Below are 16,965 nucleotides of genomic sequence, written 5' to 3' on the forward strand. Positions count from 1 at the left end.
GCCGTCACGAGCGGACAGATCCGCCCGCGCGCATCGGTCAGTTGGAGGTGGGCATGGGCGTGGGCTGGCCGGCGACGGCGGTGAGCCGGAGTTTGGTCTCGTCCTCGCCGCCGGGCGCGGCGGTCATGATCACGATCTTGAGGTCGAAGTCGCCGTCGGTCAGGATGTCGCAGTCCACCGAGACAGGTCCCACCGTGGGATGGTCGATCGTCTTGTGGTCCTCACGGTGTGCGGCGACGCCTCCGGTCGCCCACAGCCCCGCGAACCTCGCGTTGGCGCTCAGTTCACGGATCAGCTCGGCAAGACGCTTGTCCCGTGGGTAACGGCCGGTGGCTCGGCGCAGATCGGAGACGACGGCGGCGTCGGTGGCCTCCCGGTCCGATTCGGTCACCGGCCACAAGGCGAGGCGCGCGGGCCCGTCGTCCACCGGGAACCTGTCGCGGGCGAAGTTGCGCAGCCGCACCGGCGCGGTCGAGGGCGCGCCCAGGAGTCCGGCCCAGCCGCGGTTCCACCACACCAACTGCCAGTCCGCGGCGAATACGGCGACCGCGACGTCCCCGAGCCGGGCGAGCACCCGTTGCACGCCGGGCGTCAGGTGGTCGGAGATCGTGCCGTCCGCCGGCGGGGCGAGATGCGCCAGCCGGTACAGGTGGTCGCGTTCGGCTGTGGACAGTTGGAGGGCGCGTGCCAGGGACGCCACCACCGGCGCCGAAGGAGTGGTGGCCCTTCCCTGCTCCAGGCGCACCACGTAGTCGACCGACATACCGGCGAGGTCCGCCAGTTCCTCGCGCCGCAGCCCGGTGGCGCGGCGCCCCGAGGCGGCCGGCAGCCCGGCGGCCGACGGAGGCAGCCGGTCGCGCCATGTGCGGATCATCGCGCCGAGGCCGATATCGGGTGCGGTCGTCATGACGGCCATTCTCCCGCATTCCCGTTCGTCGGTGCGATGTGAGGGTGGTACTGCTCTTCCTACCGTCGAAGCGTCTCTGGTTCGGGTGTCCCGGCCACGCCACCATGGGGAACATGACGTTTTCCGAATCCGGGATTCCATCGGAATTCCCGGCCGGGAATTCCATTCGCCGTGCAGGGAGAATTACATGACCAGCGCTGAGAGCGCACTGTCCCGTCTGCTGGACGAGGCATCGATCCGTGACACCGTCGCTCGTTTCGCCGACGCCGCGACCCGAGGTGACGACGATCGTTTCCGCGCGACCTGGGCCGCGGACGCGGAGTGGACGATCGGCGAGAGGGTGCATGCCGTCGGCGTGGACGACATCGTCTCCACGTTTCGCCGGTTGCGGGACGAGCGGGAGTTCTTCGTGCAGTTCGCGGTGCAGGGCCCGATCGAGATCACCGGGGACGAGGCGACCACCAGCATCATCTGCCACGAGGCCGCGCGCGGTCCGGGCGAGACGTACTACCGGAACCACTGCGTCACCGCCGACCGACTGAGGCGCTCGGAGAACGGCTGGGTCTTCACCAGCCGTTCGTTCCAGTACCTCTGGCTCGACACCTCCCCTTTCACCGGCAACGCCGTCAAGCTCCCCGACAGTTTCTGACTCCGACAGACGCCCACCGCCCGAAGCCCGGCCCTCGCGGTGCCTGGGGGAGTGCCCCAGACATCGCGAGGCGGAGGAAAAGGAAGAAAAGGCCGCTTCCCTTCTTTCCTCGACGGACGAATATCTCGAAGAAGGAAAAGCACTGCGATGAGCGTTGGAACGCTCTGACCGTACGACGTGGCGGCCCCCCGAAGCCGCGAGCCCTCAGGTCGCCCACCTCCGGGCCTTCTCGAGAGGTGAGAGCTCGCCGCGCGGCTGGCCGGTGACGCTGAAGCGGTGGTGGCCGGGGCCCAGGCCGGACACCGTGATCCGGTCACCGTCCCTCGTCACCCGTGCGCTCTTCGCGCGGCGGCCGTCCCAGACCACGCGCCCTTCCTGGCGTAGGACGGCGCGTGAAGCGCCGACGGGCAGGGAGACCACGCCCCGGGTGCCGTGGGGAGCGTCGAGCGTGAGAGTGAACGACGTCGCCGTGCTGGTCCAGTCGACCGTCAACGGACCTCCGGGCGTCGGGAGTTGGCCCTGCGCCCAGGCCACGTCGCCGGGGTGGGGGCGTACCTCCCAGGAGGCGTAGCCGGGTGCCGTGGGTCTGGCGCCCAGGAGGTGGTGTGTCAGCGCGGGCAGTACGCCCGTGGACCAACCGTGCGCCATGCTCGTATAGGCGCCCTCGTAGAGGGAGCCGCCGGGGCCGATGCCCTCCCAGTTGGTGATACCGGGGTCGTGGCTGTGCATCCAGCCGTAGGTGCGCCGGATCTGGTCCAGCGCCGATGCGGCCCGACCGGTCTCGAACCTGGCGACGATCTCGGGGTAGGACGTGAAGGCGTACACCCGCTGGGAAGCGCCGCCGAAGATGGTGTCGTTGTCCATGAAGGCGTTGCCGTACGGCAGTTGCGTGGTGGCGTCGAGGTGATCGAGAGCCGAGGCCGCGCGCGGGGCCCCGGCGACGCCGGAGGTGATGGCGAGCGAGTTGCCGTCCTGGGCGTGCCGGACGGCTCCGGTCGACGAGTCGAGATAGGCCCCGGCGGAGTCGTCCCACAGGTGGGCGTTGACCGCACCGGCGACCGCCTGGGCGCGATCGCTCCACCGCCGTGCGTCCGCCTCGTGCCCGAGCCAACGAGCCAGCGCCGCGCTGTCGTTGAGCGCCTGGACGTACAGCACGTTGTAGTAGGTGATCTGGCCGGTGCGGTCGAGGAAGGCGTAATCGCCGTAGCGTCCGGTGCCGTTGAGTCCCTTGCTCAGGAGTCCGGCGGTGTCGGTGACGCTCGGATACCAGGTGTCCAGCACCTTGACGAGGTGGGGGTAGTACCGGGTCGCGTAGGAGCGGTCGCCGGTGTAGAGGACGTAGTCCCAGCTGCACGTCACCCACCACAGGGGGTAGTCGAACAGCGGCAGTTCATATGTGGAGATGGAGGCGGGTGGGATCCATCCGTCGGCCCGCTGGTGGTCGGCGAGGTCGGCCAGGACATGACGAGCGGCGGCCGCGGTGTCGTCATGGGTGAGATAGAGGGTGCGCGCGGAGACGGCGAGGTCGCCGACGTAGGGGTCGCGGTCGCGCTTGGCGCCGTCGTGCAGCACCAGCCGGCCTTCCAGGGAAGCGCTCCAGGCGTTGCGGGGATCCACGTCGTCCTGGCGGAAGGTGTCGGTGACCAGCTCGTTGGTGTACGAGGCGCCGTACCAGTACTGGTTGAGATCGTCGTCGGAGCACAGGAACCAGCCGCGGTAGGTGCTGGGCGTGCCGACGTAGCCGGTGAAGTCCAGGTCGACGAAGTCGATGGCGACGGTGCCCCAGGGCTGGGCGACGGGGGCGTCGGTCGCCAGCGCATCGAGTGTGATCTTGAGATATCGGAAGCCGTGCAGCCCGTCGGCGAACACTTTGCCGTCCCGGAGGAAGCCCTTGCGGTCCGTCCAGGTGGTTCCGCGCGCGGGGACGGCGAACTGGTCGGTGCCCTGGCCCGTGCCGCCGGCCTGGTCGGAGCGGGTGAAGTCGGAGCGGTCGGTGAGGAACTGCTCGGTCTCGGAGAACGCGATGCGCACGCCGGGGGAGTTGTCCGAGGCGGAGGCGAAGCGGATGCGGGGATACCCCACGACGACCTTGCCGAAGTCGATCGTGACGCTGGGGACGGCGATCGGCTCCACGGCGGCGGGCCAGACTTCGTTGATCCGGGTGAACGCGCCGCGCGGTGTGTCCTGCACGTTCGTCACCGTGATGCGGACCCGCGTGGTGGTGACGGGCTGGGAGAAGGTGACGGCCCGTTGGATGACATCGTTGTCGGAGACCGTGGCGGCGGTGCGCCAGGCATCGTCCTGCCAGGTGTCGACCGTGAAATCGGTGGGCACGCCGTCGCTGTTGGAGATCACGGTGATGCCCGACAGTTGCTGCGCGGTGGGAGTGGTGAGGGTGAGGGTGTCCGGGAAGGCGCCTGCCGTGTCGTCGTTCCAGAAGGTGTCGAGGCTGCCGTCGATGGCGTTGCCCGCTTCGTAGGTGCGAGGCTTCCCGTCGTTCCCCTCGTTGCCGGCGTGCGAGGAGGAGGCGGCGGCCGTGGTTCCGTCGGGCCAGCGAGGCGGCGCGACGGGCTCGGGACGCTCCAGGACCGTAACGCGTCCGCCGGGCTTGAGCAGGGCATCAGGAAGGCGCACATCTCCGGTGGACGCGGTGATGCGGACCGGCCGGACCGTGCGGCTGGAGGGTCCTTGCACGTAGCGGTGCCAGGAGGTCGCGCCTCGGGGCACCGGGTGCGACGTCCCGGAGGAGGGGGCGGCCACGGCTTCCCCGGCCGTGGCGAGAGGGAGTCCCGCGGCGGAGAGCGCCGCCAGTCCCGCTCCCGCCGCGATGACGGTTCGGCGGGTGGCTTCGTTCTGCGGCTGAGGAGTGTTGCGGCTCGACGACATGACACCTCGTTCTTCCGGATCTGAATGAAACGATTCAAACCGAGTGTGCGGGGAGACCGTATCCCAGTGCTGATTTCCGCGTACATACCGTGGAGCAATGTTCCGTCACCCGGCGCCGGGATGGATCGTGTCGAGAGGCGAACGGTCCGCTCCGTGGGATGCGGACTGTCTGCTGCCGGGCCGTGAGGCCCGGTTCGGCCCGGCCGGCGTCGCGGGATCCTGCCCCGTCGACAGACGGGTGCCGTGCGCGGTCCACCTCGACAAGGACATCGGCCCGCCCGGGCGCCACGTGCCTGCGGGCTCGATCCTCCTCCGGGTCAAGGGTGTTGGATCACTTGCGTGACCAGGGTGTCGGATTCCCGCCCGTCGAGGCGGGGGCTCGCCAGGTGTGCGTCACGTTGCGGCGTCCGTCCGAGTGTGAGTGCAGCCGACGTCCCTAGACGACTGGTCTACTCGTCCACTAGTATCGCTGGCATGGCAACTCCAGAGGTCACGGCTCCCTGTCCGCACACCGCATCTCGTCTGCCGAGGCCGGGCGGCGGCGGGCGGAACCACGGTGCGAGGCTTTCCGGCAGGCACGCGCCGCTCACGGCGCAGTTCTCGACCGTGGCCACCCCGTCGGCATGGACGCGGCCCGCCGCCGCTGTGTTCACCGTGGGATGGGGGGCGAACATGTTCGCCTCCGTCCTTCAGGTCTACCGCGGCAACCTGAGCGGGTTTCAGGTGAACGCGCTGTTCGGGGCCTACGCGCTGGGGCTCATTCCGGCCCTGTTGGTCATGGCCAAGGTCTCCGACCGGCTCGGTCGGCGGCGCGTCCTCCTGGCCGCCCTGCTGCTGTCCGCGCTCGGCTCGGCGGTGATCCTCTTCTCCGGCGGGGCGTTCGGGACCATCCTGGCCGGGCGGATTCTGGTCGGAGTCGGCGCCGGCTCGGCGTTCGGGCCGGGAACGGCGTGGATCAAGGAACTCTCCGACACCGTGAAGCCCTCGGGGCGGGGAGCGCAGCGTGCGGCGATCTCGCTGACCGCCGGGTTCGCGATCGGACCGCTGCTGTCCGGCGGGATCGTCCAGTGGCTGCCCTCGCCCCAGACCACTGCCTACCTGGTGCACATCGCCCTGGTGGCACTGACGCTGCCGGTGGTTTGGCGTGCTCCGGAGACGGCCTCGCCCCCCACCGAGCGGCGCGGTCACTCGTCGAACCCCGGCGGGGGACTGATGCGGGTGCTGACCAGCAGGCTGTTCCTGACCGCGGTCCTTCCGACGGCACCGTGGGTCTTCGGGACCGCGACGGTATCGCTCGCCGCGCTGCCTGTTCTCGTGCCCCTGGGCGGCTACGGAGCAGTCGGGGGCGGAGTGGTCGCCGCCATCACCCTGGGCAGCGGTATCGCGGTGCAGCCGTGGGCACGGCGTCTCGCCCGACGTTCCGCGGCGGTGCCGTTCCGCGTAGGCATGGCGTCGGCGATCGCCGGGCTGCTCACCGCGGCCCTCACCGTCGCCACCGGTTCACTGCTCCTCCTGGCGGCGACGGCCGTCGTCCTCGGCGCGGCCTACGGCCTTCTGCTGGTGAGCGGTCTCCAGCTCGTGCAGACGCTGGCCGGACCGGAGAACATCTCCACCGTGATCGCCGTGTTCTACAGCCTCACCTACGTCGGGTTCGCCTTCCCTGTCCTCGTCCAGGTGCTGGGCAGGCTCTGGGACCCGGTACCCGTACTGGCAGCCGGTTCGGTCCTCGCGGCGACCGCCCTGGCCACGACCTTGATCGCCTGGCCCGCGCGACCGGCATCCCGCCCCAGGCCCTGAACTCCACCCCACCCGGGCACGACCGGCCGCTGCGGTGCCGAACCCCCGGCCAGCCCCTCGCCGAACGTTGCCCGGCAACCCTCACCTGGGCGGGATGCGGAACGACTCGACGACCCAGCCGAATGGCCCCCCTCACGACTGGGCCCTGTCTCCCATGGAAACACTGACTGTCTGTCAGCCGAACATGCCTGCGTAGGGATCTGGTTCGCCGGTCATCGGGTCGAGGCCCGCGTGGAAGCGACGCTCCCGCTCCTCATGATGGACGAAGGTGCCCACTCGTCCCCGAAGAGAGAGGTCGCTCAGCGGGCACGCGTCGAATTCAGCGGTCATGAGGCGCCGCAGGAACTCGGCCATACCGCAGTGCCCATTGCGGATTGCCGTGCCGTCTCCAGACGATGACAGGCCGCTGATCGGGGTTCGCTCCGCTCATCAGCCAACCGAGTTCGTTTGCGTTGCAGCCGCTGCCCCAGGGCAGCACTCGATCAGCACCCAGTTCGATCCCGGGGACTCCGCCCTCCATGGCCCCCAGTTCGCGGAAGCCGGCCGTGTGACCGGTGATCGACGCCTGCCAGCCGTTCCCGGTCGGCTGAGGCGGAAGGACGATCAGGTCATGGATGCGGCCGCCACCGTAGACAGCCATGAAGTCGCGATAGTCGGCAGGGAGGAGTGCCCAGGCCGGCTTCGGCTGCCGTCCAGTCCACCCGCTCGTCCGCACCCCATTCGTCATGGGCAGGACCTGCCGCAGCGCTTCTATGTCGGTTCGGCTGTCCACCTGCCCTCCTGGCCACTCGTGCTGGTGCACGCTGTCCGGCCCGACGTCGGCAAACGCGGCCGGTAGTCGTCAGGGTTCTGCCCATACGACGATGGCTGCGAGGTGGAGTGCGACCTGGGGGTCTGTCCAATCAACGGCTGATCTTGGTTGTTGAAGGTCAGTGGTTGTTCGGGGTGAGGCGGCCTTCGAAGGCGATCTGGAAGGCGTTGAGTGGTGCCTTCCAGCGCATCGTCCAGCGGCGTCGGCCCTTGCCGGTCGGGTCCAGGCTCATCAGCGCCATGTAGACGCACTTCAACGCGGCCGCCTCGTTGGGGAAATGCCCACGGGCCCGGACGGCCTTGCGAATGCGGGCGTTCACGCTCTCGATCGCGTTCGTCGAACAGATCACCTTGCGGATCTCGACATCGAAGGACAGGAAGGGCACCATCTCGGCCCAGGCGTCGGACCACAGCTTGATCACGGCCGGATACTTGCTGCCCCACTTCTCGGAGAACTCCAGGAACCGCTCGGTCGCCGCGGCCTCGCTCGGCGCCGTGTAGACGGGCTTGAGATCCTTGGCGACCTTGTCCCAGTCCTGGCGAGAGCAGTAGCGGATGCTGTTGCGAATCAGGTGAACGATGCAGGTCTGAACGACCGTGCGGGGCCAGACGGTCTCGACCGCGTCCGGCAGACCCTTCAGCCCGTCGCAGACGAGCATCAGGACATCTTCAACTCCGCGATTCTTGAGCTCGGTGAAGACCTGGAGCCAGTGCTTTGCGCCCTCGCCTCCGTCGCCGGCCCAGATCCCGAGGATGTCGCGAGTGCCCTCGACGGTCACAGCCATCGCAACGTAGATGGGCCGATTAGCGACCTTGCCATCGCGAATCTTCACATTGATGGCGTCTACGAAGACGACGGGGTAGACGCGATCCAGCGGGCGGGCCTGCCATTCCGCCATGCCCTCCATCACCTTGTCCGTGATCGTGGAGATGGTCTGCTTGGACACCTCTGCCCCGTACACCTCGGCCAGATGAGCCGATATCTCCCCGTGCGTCAGGCCCTTCGCGGACAGTGAGAGCACCATCTCGTCCACGCCGGTCAGACGGCGCTGCCGCTTGCGGACGATCTGCGGCTCGAAGGTGCCGGCCGTGTCGCGGGGCACCTTCACCTCGACCGGACCGACGTCGGTCAGCACGGTCTTCGACCGGGTGCCGTTACGGGAGTTGCCGCTGTTCCTGCCGGTCGCGTCGTGCTTGTCATAGCCGACGTGATCGGTGATCTCGCCCTCCAGGGCGGACTCCAGCACCCGCTTCGTCAGCTGCTGCAACAGCCCGCCCTCGCCGGTCAACTGCAGCCCGTCCGACCGGGCGCGGTCGACCAGCATCCCGATCAGCTGCTCGTCCGACACCGCCTCCCCAGCCGACTCGACGACCGGCTCCTCCACGGCCTCGTGCTCGGTGATGGTCTCGCTCATCAGGCGTCTCCTTGATCATCGGATCCGCCGTCTATTGGACACTCCCCGACCTGGTAAGCGAAGGCGAGTGTGTGGTGATCGCTGTCAGGTAGCCGATGGATGTCGATGTCAATGGCGCAGTAATCGCGTTCGCTTACCAGCGATGGCAAGGGAATCCTAGGGGATGAGGTCTCGGGATTTCCGACTTCCTTGAACCGTCGGTGACAGCCGGAGCAGGAGTGGTGCAGCCTTGTAGGGTGGCCGGGGGATGCGGCTGCTGCCCCGAATACCGGGTGGAGGTCCAACGTGAGCGTGGTGTGGGGGATGACCTCACCTCGAACTGGGCGTTTTTGCTCAAGTGAGAGAACCTCGGATCTAAGCTACCTGTCCGACAATTTTCGTCAACTGCTCGCCCTGGGGCGCGGATACCTTGAAGTTCGATGGCCGGACAGGGAGCTCCCCCAGCTGACACTGAGCTTTCGGGGCCGTCATGCCGTCGTTCATCTGTTCAATGACGCTGAAACGGTTTCCCTCCTCGCGGGGGATGGCACTGTTCCGTCTGAGGTGACGATCGACGTTCCGATCATGGACGACCTTGCGGAGTTCACCGGTGACTTCGTCCTAGGTGTCGATCGCGCGTGGAATCTTGTACGCGAGTTCATTCGAAATGGGAAGCTCGGAGATGCGGGGCAGCGGTGTGAGTTGTAGTCCCGTTGCTCTATCGAGTCTCAGAATCGGGCGCGAGGTCGACGCGGCCGTGCCGAATCGGTGACGCCGAAGATCGACTGCGCTTGCGGATAGTCAATGACTATGTGCCGTTGGGTATCAGCGTCTTCCGGAGTTCGGCAGAACGGGCCGACCGGAGGCTGTCAGGACGGTACCGCTACGCCTACTTCCCACCCCACCGGTCAGCGCGTCGCGAGGACCCGAATGGTCGGTGACGTTTCCGGGCCACAGATGGCACAGTGGCTGCATGTGCGGCCGATACGTCTCCACCCGCAGCCCCCAGGAACTCGCCCCTCTCTTCCATGTCTCCGACCCGCTCCCGAAAGAGAGGCTCGCACCGAGTTGGAACGTCGCCCCCACCGACACGGTGTGGGCCGTCCTCGAGCGAGCGCCCCGTGGCAGCGGCGGCGACGACAGCGACAGCGACGCCGAAGTCCGGCGGGAGCTCCGGTCGTTGCGCTGGGGGCTGGTGCCGTCCTGGGCCAAGGACGTGAAGATCGGTTCCCGGATGATCAACGCACGGGTGGAGACCGTCCACGAGAAGCCCGCCTACCGCCGCGCGTTCGCCCGCCGCCGCTGCATCCTGCCCGCCGACGGCTTCTACGAGTGGGAACAGATCAAGGACCCCGGCACCGGCAAGACCCGTAAGCAGCCCTACTTCATCCACCCCGAGGACGACCAGGTGATGGCCCTCGCCGGACTGTACGAACACTGGCGCGACCCGTCCGTCAAGCATGACGACGACCCGGACGCCTGGCTGATGACCTGCACCATCATCACCACCGAGGCCACCGACGCAGCCGGCCGTGTCCACCCCCGCATGCCGCTTGCTCTCACACCCGACCACTACGACGCCTGGCTCGACCCCACCCACCAGGACCCCCACGACCTGCGCGCGCTCCTCGGCCAGCCCGCGGGCGGCCACCTCGACGCCCGCCCTGTCTCCGCCATGGTCAACAACGTCCGCAACGACAACCCCCACCTCGTCGACGAGGCCACCAGCTAGGCCGTTTCTCTCGGACTGCTCGGCGATGCCGTGATCGCGGGTAGGCACCAGCGTACGGTGGGACTAGCTGCCCGATGTCGGGTTGGTTCGCCAGTACGCGGCGACCAAGAGCACCCGATCTTCCAGCGGCAGTTACCAGGGACGCCCTCGGCGAGTCCGATCGCCGCCTTCTCGGCGCAGCAGCGTGACCAGCTTTCGAAAGTCGCGCGATCGCGGCCCAGTGAACGCGGGTATCCAGGACGGTTCCGCTGCCGTGACCACTCCTGCCACAGCGGGATTTTCTCAGGGCCAACCACACCCTGACCGCTCACATGGCCGGTGCGGCATGCCACGTCGACGCGACGCTCAGGTCGTGTCGCGCTTCGCGGCAGACGGTGCGGGTGGTTGCTCGTCACGGCTCTCCGAGGTGAACGCGTCGCGGCGAGCGAGGGTCACCGACAGAGGCAGGTCCAGCCGCTCGGCTGCGCGGCGCCGGACACGTACCTGAGCTCGGGTACGGGGCCGGAACGAGGGGAGCTGTGAGCAGCCGCAGCCGGGGCGGTGATCGTAGGTCAGCCCCTCCGCGAGCACGGTCGCGACGACGGACCATGCCTTCGTGTCGCGTCGCCGGGGCGCGGCGAAGTCGTAGCCCGCGAAGACGAGCTGTTCACGACAGCCAGGACAGATGCGCTTCCGGATCGGCCACGTGCTGCCTTTGAAGGAGAGCCGGCACGCGATGCACACGTAGTGCCGGGAGGCGCCGTTGAACGCGTGGTAGCACATGGTCCGACAGGGTACGCATCGTCCGCGTGCGGGCCCACCCGGATTCCTGGTACCCCGATCCGGCCAGTCTGCCGCTCGGTCGGTCAGCACCGTCATCGGACCGTCACCGTGGTCGGTTGCGCGACCGGCGCGCCCGGCGGTGGGCAAATCCTGTTCAGGGGCACTCCACACCACCGGCAGCGTCGGTGCCACCGTGGCGATGTGCACCAGTTGGGCCGTGGTCTGCGGTGGGGGCAGCCGGCTCCTTGCCCCGTTCGCCGTGGACTCGGCGGTGCCACGGTTGCCGAGCTGCGCAGGCCGACGAAGGCGAACCGCTGGAACGGTCGGGCTGCTGGGCCGGATCGGTCAGACCGGGAGCGGGCCGGGTTCGGCGAGGCGGCCTCTCACGGTCCCGGTCAGGGGAGATCAGGGATACGGCCACCGACGGATGGCAGCCGAGGTGTGCATCCGGCAATCTCCCGTCGGGGATTCTCAGTCACGGGGATGCGGGGCGGGTGTGGGGGTCTGGGGTGTGGCTGCCCAGGAGGCGAGGAGGCGCAGGCCCTGTTCGGAGGGGGAGGAGGGTTCCGCCGCGTAGATGGTGAGGGTGAGGCCGGGTTCGGCGGCCATTTCCAGGCCCTCGTAGGCGAGGGTGAGTTCGCCGACGGCGGGGTGGTGGTAGCGCTTGAAGCCGGTGCCGTGGTGGCGGACGTCGTGGGCGCCCCAGCGGGTGCGGAAGGCGTCGCTGCGGGTGGAGAGTTCGCCGACGAGGTCGTGGAGGTCCTTGTCGTGGGGGTTGCGGCCGGCTTCGGTGCGCAGGATGGCGACGGTGATGTCGGCGGCCTGGTCCCAGTCGGGGTAGAAGCGGCGGGCGTCCGGGCTGAGGAAGGTGAAGCGGGCGAGGTTCTCCTGGTTGTGGGGGTCGGCGTAGACGTCGGCGTAGAAGGCACGGGCGAGCTGGTTGGCGGCGAGGAGGTCCATGCGGCCGTTGCGGACGAAGGCCGGGCCCTCGGTGACCGCGTCCAGGGTCCACTGCAGGCTCGGGTGCGGCTTCCATCGACGGGTGGCGCGGCGGCGGGGTCGGGTGAGGGCGTCGGAGCCGTCGGCCGTCTGGGCCAGGTGGAGCAGATGGGCGCGTTCGGCGTCGTCGAGCTGGAGGGCTCGGGCGACGGCTTCGAGGACGGCGGGGGAGACGCCGGCGAGGTTCCCGCGTTCCAGCTTGGCGTAGTACTCGACGCTCACGTCGGCCAGGGCGGCGACCTCACTGCGCCGCAGGCCGGGCACGCGTCGACGGCTGCCGGCGGGCAGGCCCGCCTGCTCGGGGGTGATCTTCGCGCGTCGCGAGGTGAGGAACTCGCTGACCTCTGCCTGGTTGTCCACGCCTTCGACGGTACGTCCCCCGCACGGCCATAGGGATGTACTGGCAGTACACCTCTTGATGGTGTCTCGCTACGGGCGCCGCGAGCCGGTTACCTGGATGACGTGGTGCTTTCCGCCCGGTCTCGTCACGACGGGCACGCACCCGGCCCTGCACTCGGCGGCGGCCCCGGATTCCTCGGTGGCTGTTCGCCTCGGCACGTAAAGGAATCCCTCTCATGCGCGGCGCAGTGATCCATGCTCCCGGTGACGTCCGTTTCGAGACCGTGGACGACCCGAAGATCCTTCATCCGACCGACGCGGTGATCCGCACGGCCGTGACCTGCGTGTGCGGCTCGGACCTGTGGCCGTACCGCGGCGCCGAGCCGATCGGGGATCCGCATCCGATGGGGCACGAGTACGTCGGTTTCGTGGAGGAGGTCGGCAGCGAGGTCACCTCGGTCCGGCCCGGCCAGTTCGTCGTCGGTTCCTTCGCCACCTCGGACAACACCTGCGCGAACTGCCGGAACGGCTTCCCGTCGAACTGTCTGCACCGCGAGTTCATGTCGACCTGCCAGGCGGAGTACGTGCGCATCCCGAACGCCCAGGGCACCCTGGTCGCCACCGACGAGGTGCCGGACGAGGAGTTGTGGCCCGGTCTGCTGGCGGTCTCCGACGTCATGGGCACCGGCTGGTGGGCCGCGGATGCCGCCGAGGTGCGGCCCGGATCCACCGCCGTGGTCGTCGGCGACGGCGCGGTCGGACTGTGCGGCGTGATCGCGGCGAAGGAACTGGGCGCGGAGCGCATCATCGCCATGTCCCGGCACGAGTCCCGACAGAAGCTGGCCCGTGAGTTCGGCGCCACCGACATCGTCACCGAACGCGGTGAGGAGGGCATCGCCCGCATCAAGGAGATGACGGACGGGATCGGCGCGGACTCCGTCCTGGAGTGCGTCGGCACCGCCGAGGCCATGCGGCAGGCCCTCCACACGGCCCGGCCCGGTGGGAACGTCGGCTTCGTCGGGGTCCCGCACGAGGTCGCGATCGACGGGCAGGAGCTGTTCTTCTCCCACGTCGGCCTGCGCGGCGGCCCCGCCCCCGTCCGCCGCTACCTGCCCGACCTGATCGACCGCGTCCTCACCCGCCGGATCGACCCGGGCAAGGTCTTCGACCTCACCCTTCCCCTCGCCCAGGTCGCCGAGGGCTACAAGGCCATGGACGAGCGCCGCGCCATCAAGACCCTTCTCACACCCTGATCCCCCCACCTGTCCAGCGTCCTCCTCTGCACCCCTGCCCGCCCCTCACGCCTCCATCGATCCACCCCCTCACGCCTCCATCCCTCCACCTGACAAGGAGTGACCGTGCAGATCACCCGCAGCTCGATCGACACCGCCAAGGGGCCGGCCGACTGGTTCACCGGCGACGTCTACATCGACGCCGTCGCCGCCGCGCCCACCCCGTCCCGAGTCACCGCCAACCTGGTGCACTTCATGCCCGGCGCCCGCACCCACTGGCACCGCCACCCGCTCGGCCAGACCGTCTTCGTCACCGAAGGCGTCGGCCTGTGTCAGCGCCGCGGAGGACCGGTCGAGGTCATTCGGCCCGGGGACCGTGTCCTGTTCGAAGCCGACGAGGAGCACTGGCACGGCGCCGCCCCGAACCGGCTGATGGTCCACCTGGCCATCAACGAAGGCGACGCCGAACACGACGTCGTGCACTGGCTGACGCCCGTCACCGACACCGAGTACGCCGCCGCTCCGGCCGTCTGACCGTGTCGGCCGGCCCCGCGTTCACGCGTGCATGCAAGACCGAAGACCTCTCCATGCACTGCACGGTCCAACAGTCCTTCGCGGACCGGCCCGAGTCGCCTCCGCGGCCGCGCTGCTGCCGGCCGTGACCGCCTGCGCGGGCAATCCGGAAGCCGGGCCGGCCGCCCCTACGGACTCCGCCTCGGAGCCTGCGGGGCGGAGTCCGTAAGGGCGGCAGAGGACCGCAGCGCACACCGCGCCTTCCCGCACACCGCGCCTTCCCGCACACCGCGTCTTCCCGTGCACCGGCCTCCCTGCCACCTCGACGTCGGCGCCTACCAGCTCGGGAGGGCCGAAAGCATCACCGTCGAAGCCGCCCCCTGACCCCTCCGTCCCTGCCCGCCCCCACGTTCCGACGGGACAACAACGGCATGAATCCCACCTACGACTTCACCGGCCAGGTCGCCTTCGTCACCGGCGCCTCCTCCGGGATGGGCCTGGCCACCGCCCGCGCCTTCGCCGAAGCGGGCGCAGCCGTCGCCCTCACCGACATCAACGAGGTGGCCGTCAGCGCCGCCGTGCGGGAGCTCACCGACGCCGGCCATCGGGCCCTCGCGCTGGTCTGCGACGTGTCCGACGAGGGCCAGGTCGCCGCCGCTGTCGACCGCACGGTGGAGTCCTTCGGCCGGCTCGACATGGCGTACAACAACGCCGGCATCATGCCCCCGCCCACCGACGCGGCCGACGAGAGCGCCGAGCAGTTCGACCGCGTCCAGGCCGTCAACCTGCGCGGCATCTGGGCGAGCATGAAGCACGAACTGCGTCACCTGCGTGACCAGGGCAGCGGCGCCATCGTCAACTGCTCCTCGCTCGGCGGCCTCGTGGGGAACCCGGGCCGAGCCGCCTACCACGCCACCAAGCACGGCGTGATCGGCCTGACCAAGAGCGCAGCCCTCGAATACGGATCCCGGGGTGTGCGCGTCAACGCCGTGTGCCCCGGCACCATTGCCACTCCCATGGTTGATGCGATGGTCGAAGGCGGAGAACTCGACCGCGACCAGGCGGAAGCCGGCCAGGCCATCGAGCGCCTCGGCACCGCCGAAGAGGTCGCGCAGGCCGTGCTGTGGCTGTGCAGCGACGGCGCGAGCTACGTCACCGGCATCGCCCTGCCCGTCGACGGCGGCTACACCGCCCAGTAGCTCACGACTCCACCCGCCACCGACCAGCACCTGGCCGGTCCGTCCGGGATGGGCGGGCCCGGAGGCTGCCCGGCCCGAACGGACGGCGGGAGAACTGGTGCGGGGCGGGAAGCCGGTTCAGGCGTGCGTGGTGGCCAGCTTGATGAGGGTGTCGGCGGCGGGGCCGGAGGAGGCGGGGTTCTGGCCGGTGATGAGGAGGCCGTCCTGGACGACGTAGGGCTGCCAGTCGTCGGTCTTGGTGTAGTGGCCGCCGAGCTTGACGAGTTCGTCCTCGACGAGGAAGGGGACGATGTCGGTGAGCTGGACGCCTTCCTCCTCCGAGTTGGTGAAGCCGGTGACCTTCCTGTTCCGGACGAGGGGGGTGCCGTCTTCGTTGAGGGTGTGGCGCAGGACGCCGGGTGCGTGGCAGACCAGGGCGATCGGCTTGCCGGTGCGCAGGGTGGTCTCGATGAGGCGGGCGGAGTGGGTGTCTTCGGCGAGGTCCCACAGGGGGCCGTGGCCGCCGGGGTAGAAGACGGTGTCGTAGTCGTCGGCGGAGACGGTGTCCAGGCGGACGGTGTCGGCCAGGGCGGCGGTGGCCTCGGGGTCGGCTTCGAAGCGGCGGGTCTGCTCGGTCTGGAACGCGGTCTCGTTGCTCTTGGGGTCCAGCGGCGGCCGGCCGCCCCTGGGCGAGGCGAGCGTGATCTCCCAGCCCGCTTCCTTGAACCGGTAGTAGGGAGCGGCGAGTTCCTCCAGCCAGAACCCGGTCGGGCGGCCGGTGTCACCGAGCCGGTCGTGCGAGGTGAGAACGATCAGAACCTTCATGGTGATACTCCTTTTATCAGTAGACCGGTCGTATATAAGTCGGCGAGAAAAATGCCTCCGATCCGACGATGCGCCGGGTCGGGAGGCGCGAACGGTTCTTACAGGTGCAGGAGCCGGCGAGTCATCGCCGTAGTGGCTTCGAGAGGTTCGAGGCTTCGATGGATCTTCGCCATGACGCTGGCACCCAACCACATGTCGTAGAGGATCTGTGCCGTTTCGCGCGGCGCGCCGTCGACCGTGATCGATCCGTCCGTCAGGCCACTGGTGATGGTCCGCTCGAGACGGTCGATGATCGCGCTGGTCCCCTCCTTGAGGGCCAGCCGCATCGGCTCGGACAGGTCGGACACCTCGGCTCCGAGCTTCACGGCGAGGCACTTGCCCTGGCACTCGTCGAAGCTCTGCGTCTCGCGCCACAGCTGCCAGTAGGCCGTCAGGCGCTCGGCGGCGGACCGGCCGGGCTGACCGAGTACCCGGTCCATGTCGGCGAGGTACTCGTCGAAGTAGCTCTTCAGCAGGGCTTCGCCGAAGGCGTCCTTGGAGGAGAAATAGTGGTAGAAGGACCCCTTCGGTACGCTGGCCTCCGCGAGCACCTCGTTGAGGCCGACCGCGGAATAGCCCTTGTGGGCCATGATCCGCTGGGCGGCGTCGAGGATGTTCCGACGGGTGTCGGCGCTGCGTGCTGTGGTGGCTGGCATGAGTCTTATTGTACTCCATGAATAGACCAGTCGTCTAGGTCTCGGGGGTGTGGCTCGCGGGGCGAGTTCGACATCATCTTCGCCGGCACGGAGTGCATTGCCTGCGGGCACAACTCACCTACAAAACGTGGGTCGGCTCGCCGGGCGTCCGGCCGTGGCAAGCGAACGCGGTACTCGGTCGCGGACGAGGAGTGGGAGCCGGCGGCGTCCGCCATGGCTGTTCCCGTCCGGGACTTCACCGGTGAGG

General features: G+C 68.9%; 15 protein-coding genes and 1 pseudogene. 6 read left to right on the plus strand and 10 right to left on the minus strand.

From position 1 onward, the window contains the following. Nucleotides 1-37 precede the first annotated feature (37 nt). The gene (locus tag AOQ37_RS33825; RefSeq protein WP_062650227.1) at nt 38-916 is read right to left on the minus strand and encodes a helix-turn-helix transcriptional regulator; all 879 of its coding nucleotides are present in this window, start codon (nt 914-916) and stop codon (nt 38-40) included. Between the two features lie 178 nt (nt 917-1,094). Between AOQ37_RS33825 and AOQ37_RS33830 the strand changes: the two genes are divergently transcribed. Beyond that, entirely contained in the window at nt 1,095-1,556 is a 462-nt protein-coding gene (locus AOQ37_RS33830) for a nuclear transport factor 2 family protein (protein WP_062650229.1), read from the plus strand. 204 nt (nt 1,557-1,760) lie between these two features. On the opposite strand, the gene AOQ37_RS33835 is transcribed toward AOQ37_RS33830, so the two are convergent. After that, a complete protein-coding gene (locus AOQ37_RS33835) occupies nt 1,761-4,442 on the minus strand; it encodes an alpha-L-rhamnosidase-related protein (RefSeq protein ID WP_062650231.1) in 2,682 nt (893 codons plus the stop codon). A gap of 474 nt (nt 4,443-4,916) precedes the next feature. On the opposite strand from AOQ37_RS33835, the gene AOQ37_RS33840 reads away from it, so the two are divergent. Next, entirely contained in the window at nt 4,917-6,239 is a 1,323-nt protein-coding gene (locus AOQ37_RS33840; protein WP_078890484.1) for an MFS transporter, read from the plus strand. Between the two features lie 174 nt (nt 6,240-6,413). Here the strand turns inward: AOQ37_RS33840 and AOQ37_RS40955 are convergent, their stop codons facing one another. From AOQ37_RS40955 to AOQ37_RS33850, 3 genes are all read right to left on the minus strand, one after another. Then, nucleotides 6,414-6,593: a hypothetical protein gene (locus AOQ37_RS40955; protein WP_062650235.1), complete on the minus strand. Its 180-nt coding sequence runs from the start codon at nt 6,591-6,593 to the stop codon at nt 6,414-6,416. Continuing rightward, nucleotides 6,559-7,011 carry a hypothetical protein gene (locus AOQ37_RS40960; RefSeq protein WP_199825124.1) on the minus strand — a complete coding sequence of 151 codons (453 nt, stop codon included), beginning with the start codon at nt 7,009-7,011 and terminating at the stop codon, nt 6,559-6,561. The genes AOQ37_RS40955 and AOQ37_RS40960 overlap by 35 nt, the downstream gene beginning before the upstream one ends. A gap of 157 nt (nt 7,012-7,168) precedes the next feature. Continuing rightward, nucleotides 7,169-8,374 carry an IS256 family transposase gene (locus tag AOQ37_RS33850; protein ID WP_374701566.1) on the minus strand — a complete coding sequence of 402 codons (1,206 nt, stop codon included), beginning with the start codon at nt 8,372-8,374 and terminating at the stop codon, nt 7,169-7,171. 1,042 nt (nt 8,375-9,416) lie between these two features. On the opposite strand from AOQ37_RS33850, the gene AOQ37_RS33855 reads away from it, so the two are divergent. Continuing rightward, entirely contained in the window at nt 9,417-10,175 is a 759-nt protein-coding gene (locus AOQ37_RS33855; RefSeq protein WP_062650239.1) for an SOS response-associated peptidase, read from the plus strand. Nucleotides 10,176-10,310: 135 nt separating this feature from the next. Here the strand turns inward: AOQ37_RS33855 and AOQ37_RS39200 are convergent. The 3 genes and pseudogenes from AOQ37_RS39200 to AOQ37_RS33865 form a co-directional block, all read right to left on the minus strand. Next, nucleotides 10,311-10,445 (minus strand): annotated as a pseudogene (locus AOQ37_RS39200) (IS5/IS1182 family transposase); the annotation flags it as partial. 75 nt (nt 10,446-10,520) lie between these two features. Beyond that, nucleotides 10,521-10,937, minus strand: a complete 417-nt coding sequence (locus AOQ37_RS39205; protein ID WP_063781209.1) for a hypothetical protein — start codon at nt 10,935-10,937, stop codon at nt 10,521-10,523. Nucleotides 10,938-11,408: 471 nt separating this feature from the next. Further along, nucleotides 11,409-12,296: a helix-turn-helix transcriptional regulator gene (locus AOQ37_RS33865; RefSeq protein ID WP_062650241.1), complete on the minus strand. Its 888-nt coding sequence runs from the start codon at nt 12,294-12,296 to the stop codon at nt 11,409-11,411. Between the two features lie 215 nt (nt 12,297-12,511). Between AOQ37_RS33865 and AOQ37_RS33870 the strand changes: the two genes are divergently transcribed. The 3 genes from AOQ37_RS33870 (at nt 12,512) to AOQ37_RS33880 (ending at nt 15,219) form a co-directional block, all read left to right on the plus strand. After that, nucleotides 12,512-13,528 (plus strand): zinc-dependent alcohol dehydrogenase family protein, encoded by a 1,017-nt coding sequence (locus AOQ37_RS33870; RefSeq protein ID WP_062650243.1) that lies wholly within the window; start codon nt 12,512-12,514, stop codon nt 13,526-13,528. Between the two features lie 105 nt (nt 13,529-13,633). Further along, nucleotides 13,634-14,041: a (R)-mandelonitrile lyase gene (locus AOQ37_RS33875; RefSeq protein WP_062650245.1), complete on the plus strand. Its 408-nt coding sequence runs from the start codon at nt 13,634-13,636 to the stop codon at nt 14,039-14,041. A gap of 410 nt (nt 14,042-14,451) precedes the next feature. Next, nucleotides 14,452-15,219 carry an SDR family NAD(P)-dependent oxidoreductase gene (locus AOQ37_RS33880; protein WP_062650247.1) on the plus strand — a complete coding sequence of 256 codons (768 nt, stop codon included), beginning with the start codon at nt 14,452-14,454 and terminating at the stop codon, nt 15,217-15,219. Nucleotides 15,220-15,336: 117 nt separating this feature from the next. On the opposite strand, the gene AOQ37_RS33885 is transcribed toward AOQ37_RS33880, so the two are convergent. Both AOQ37_RS33885 and AOQ37_RS33890 read right to left on the minus strand, forming a co-directional pair. Continuing rightward, a complete protein-coding gene (locus tag AOQ37_RS33885) occupies nt 15,337-16,023 on the minus strand; it encodes a type 1 glutamine amidotransferase domain-containing protein (protein WP_062650249.1) in 687 nt (228 codons plus the stop codon). 98 nt (nt 16,024-16,121) lie between these two features. Further along, nucleotides 16,122-16,718 (minus strand): TetR/AcrR family transcriptional regulator, encoded by a 597-nt coding sequence (locus AOQ37_RS33890; protein ID WP_062650251.1) that lies wholly within the window; start codon nt 16,716-16,718, stop codon nt 16,122-16,124. Nucleotides 16,719-16,965: the final 247 nt, after the last annotated feature.

The sequence above is a fragment of the Streptomyces maremycinicus genome, from assembly GCF_001184025.1.
Classification (GTDB): domain Bacteria; phylum Actinomycetota; class Actinomycetes; order Streptomycetales; family Streptomycetaceae; genus Streptomyces; species Streptomyces maremycinicus.

What these genes read in the sequence shown, in the direction of transcription:
- AOQ37_RS33825 (WP_062650227.1), bottom strand. Translation starts at nt 916, where the DNA reads ATGGCCGTCATGACGACCGCACCCGATATCGGCCTCGGCGCGATGATC.
- AOQ37_RS33830 (WP_062650229.1), top strand. Translation starts at nt 1,095, where the DNA reads ATGACCAGCGCTGAGAGCGCACTGTCCCGTCTGCTGGACGAGGCATCG.
- AOQ37_RS33835 (WP_062650231.1), bottom strand. Translation starts at nt 4,442, where the DNA reads ATGTCGTCGAGCCGCAACACTCCTCAGCCGCAGAACGAAGCCACCCGC.
- AOQ37_RS33840 (WP_078890484.1), top strand. Translation starts at nt 4,917, where the DNA reads ATGGCAACTCCAGAGGTCACGGCTCCCTGTCCGCACACCGCATCTCGT.
- AOQ37_RS40955 (WP_062650235.1), bottom strand. Translation starts at nt 6,593, where the DNA reads ATGGCCGAGTTCCTGCGGCGCCTCATGACCGCTGAATTCGACGCGTGC.
- AOQ37_RS33850 (WP_374701566.1), bottom strand. Translation starts at nt 8,374, where the DNA reads ATGCTGGTCGACCGCGCCCGGTCGGACGGGCTGCAGTTGACCGGCGAG.
- AOQ37_RS33855 (WP_062650239.1), top strand. Translation starts at nt 9,417, where the DNA reads ATGTGCGGCCGATACGTCTCCACCCGCAGCCCCCAGGAACTCGCCCCT.
- AOQ37_RS39205 (WP_063781209.1), bottom strand. Translation starts at nt 10,937, where the DNA reads ATGTGCTACCACGCGTTCAACGGCGCCTCCCGGCACTACGTGTGCATC.
- AOQ37_RS33870 (WP_062650243.1), top strand. Translation starts at nt 12,512, where the DNA reads ATGCGCGGCGCAGTGATCCATGCTCCCGGTGACGTCCGTTTCGAGACC.
- AOQ37_RS33880 (WP_062650247.1), top strand. Translation starts at nt 14,452, where the DNA reads ATGAATCCCACCTACGACTTCACCGGCCAGGTCGCCTTCGTCACCGGC.
- AOQ37_RS33885 (WP_062650249.1), bottom strand. Translation starts at nt 16,023, where the DNA reads ATGAAGGTTCTGATCGTTCTCACCTCGCACGACCGGCTCGGTGACACC.
- AOQ37_RS33890 (WP_062650251.1), bottom strand. Translation starts at nt 16,718, where the DNA reads ATGCCAGCCACCACAGCACGCAGCGCCGACACCCGTCGGAACATCCTC.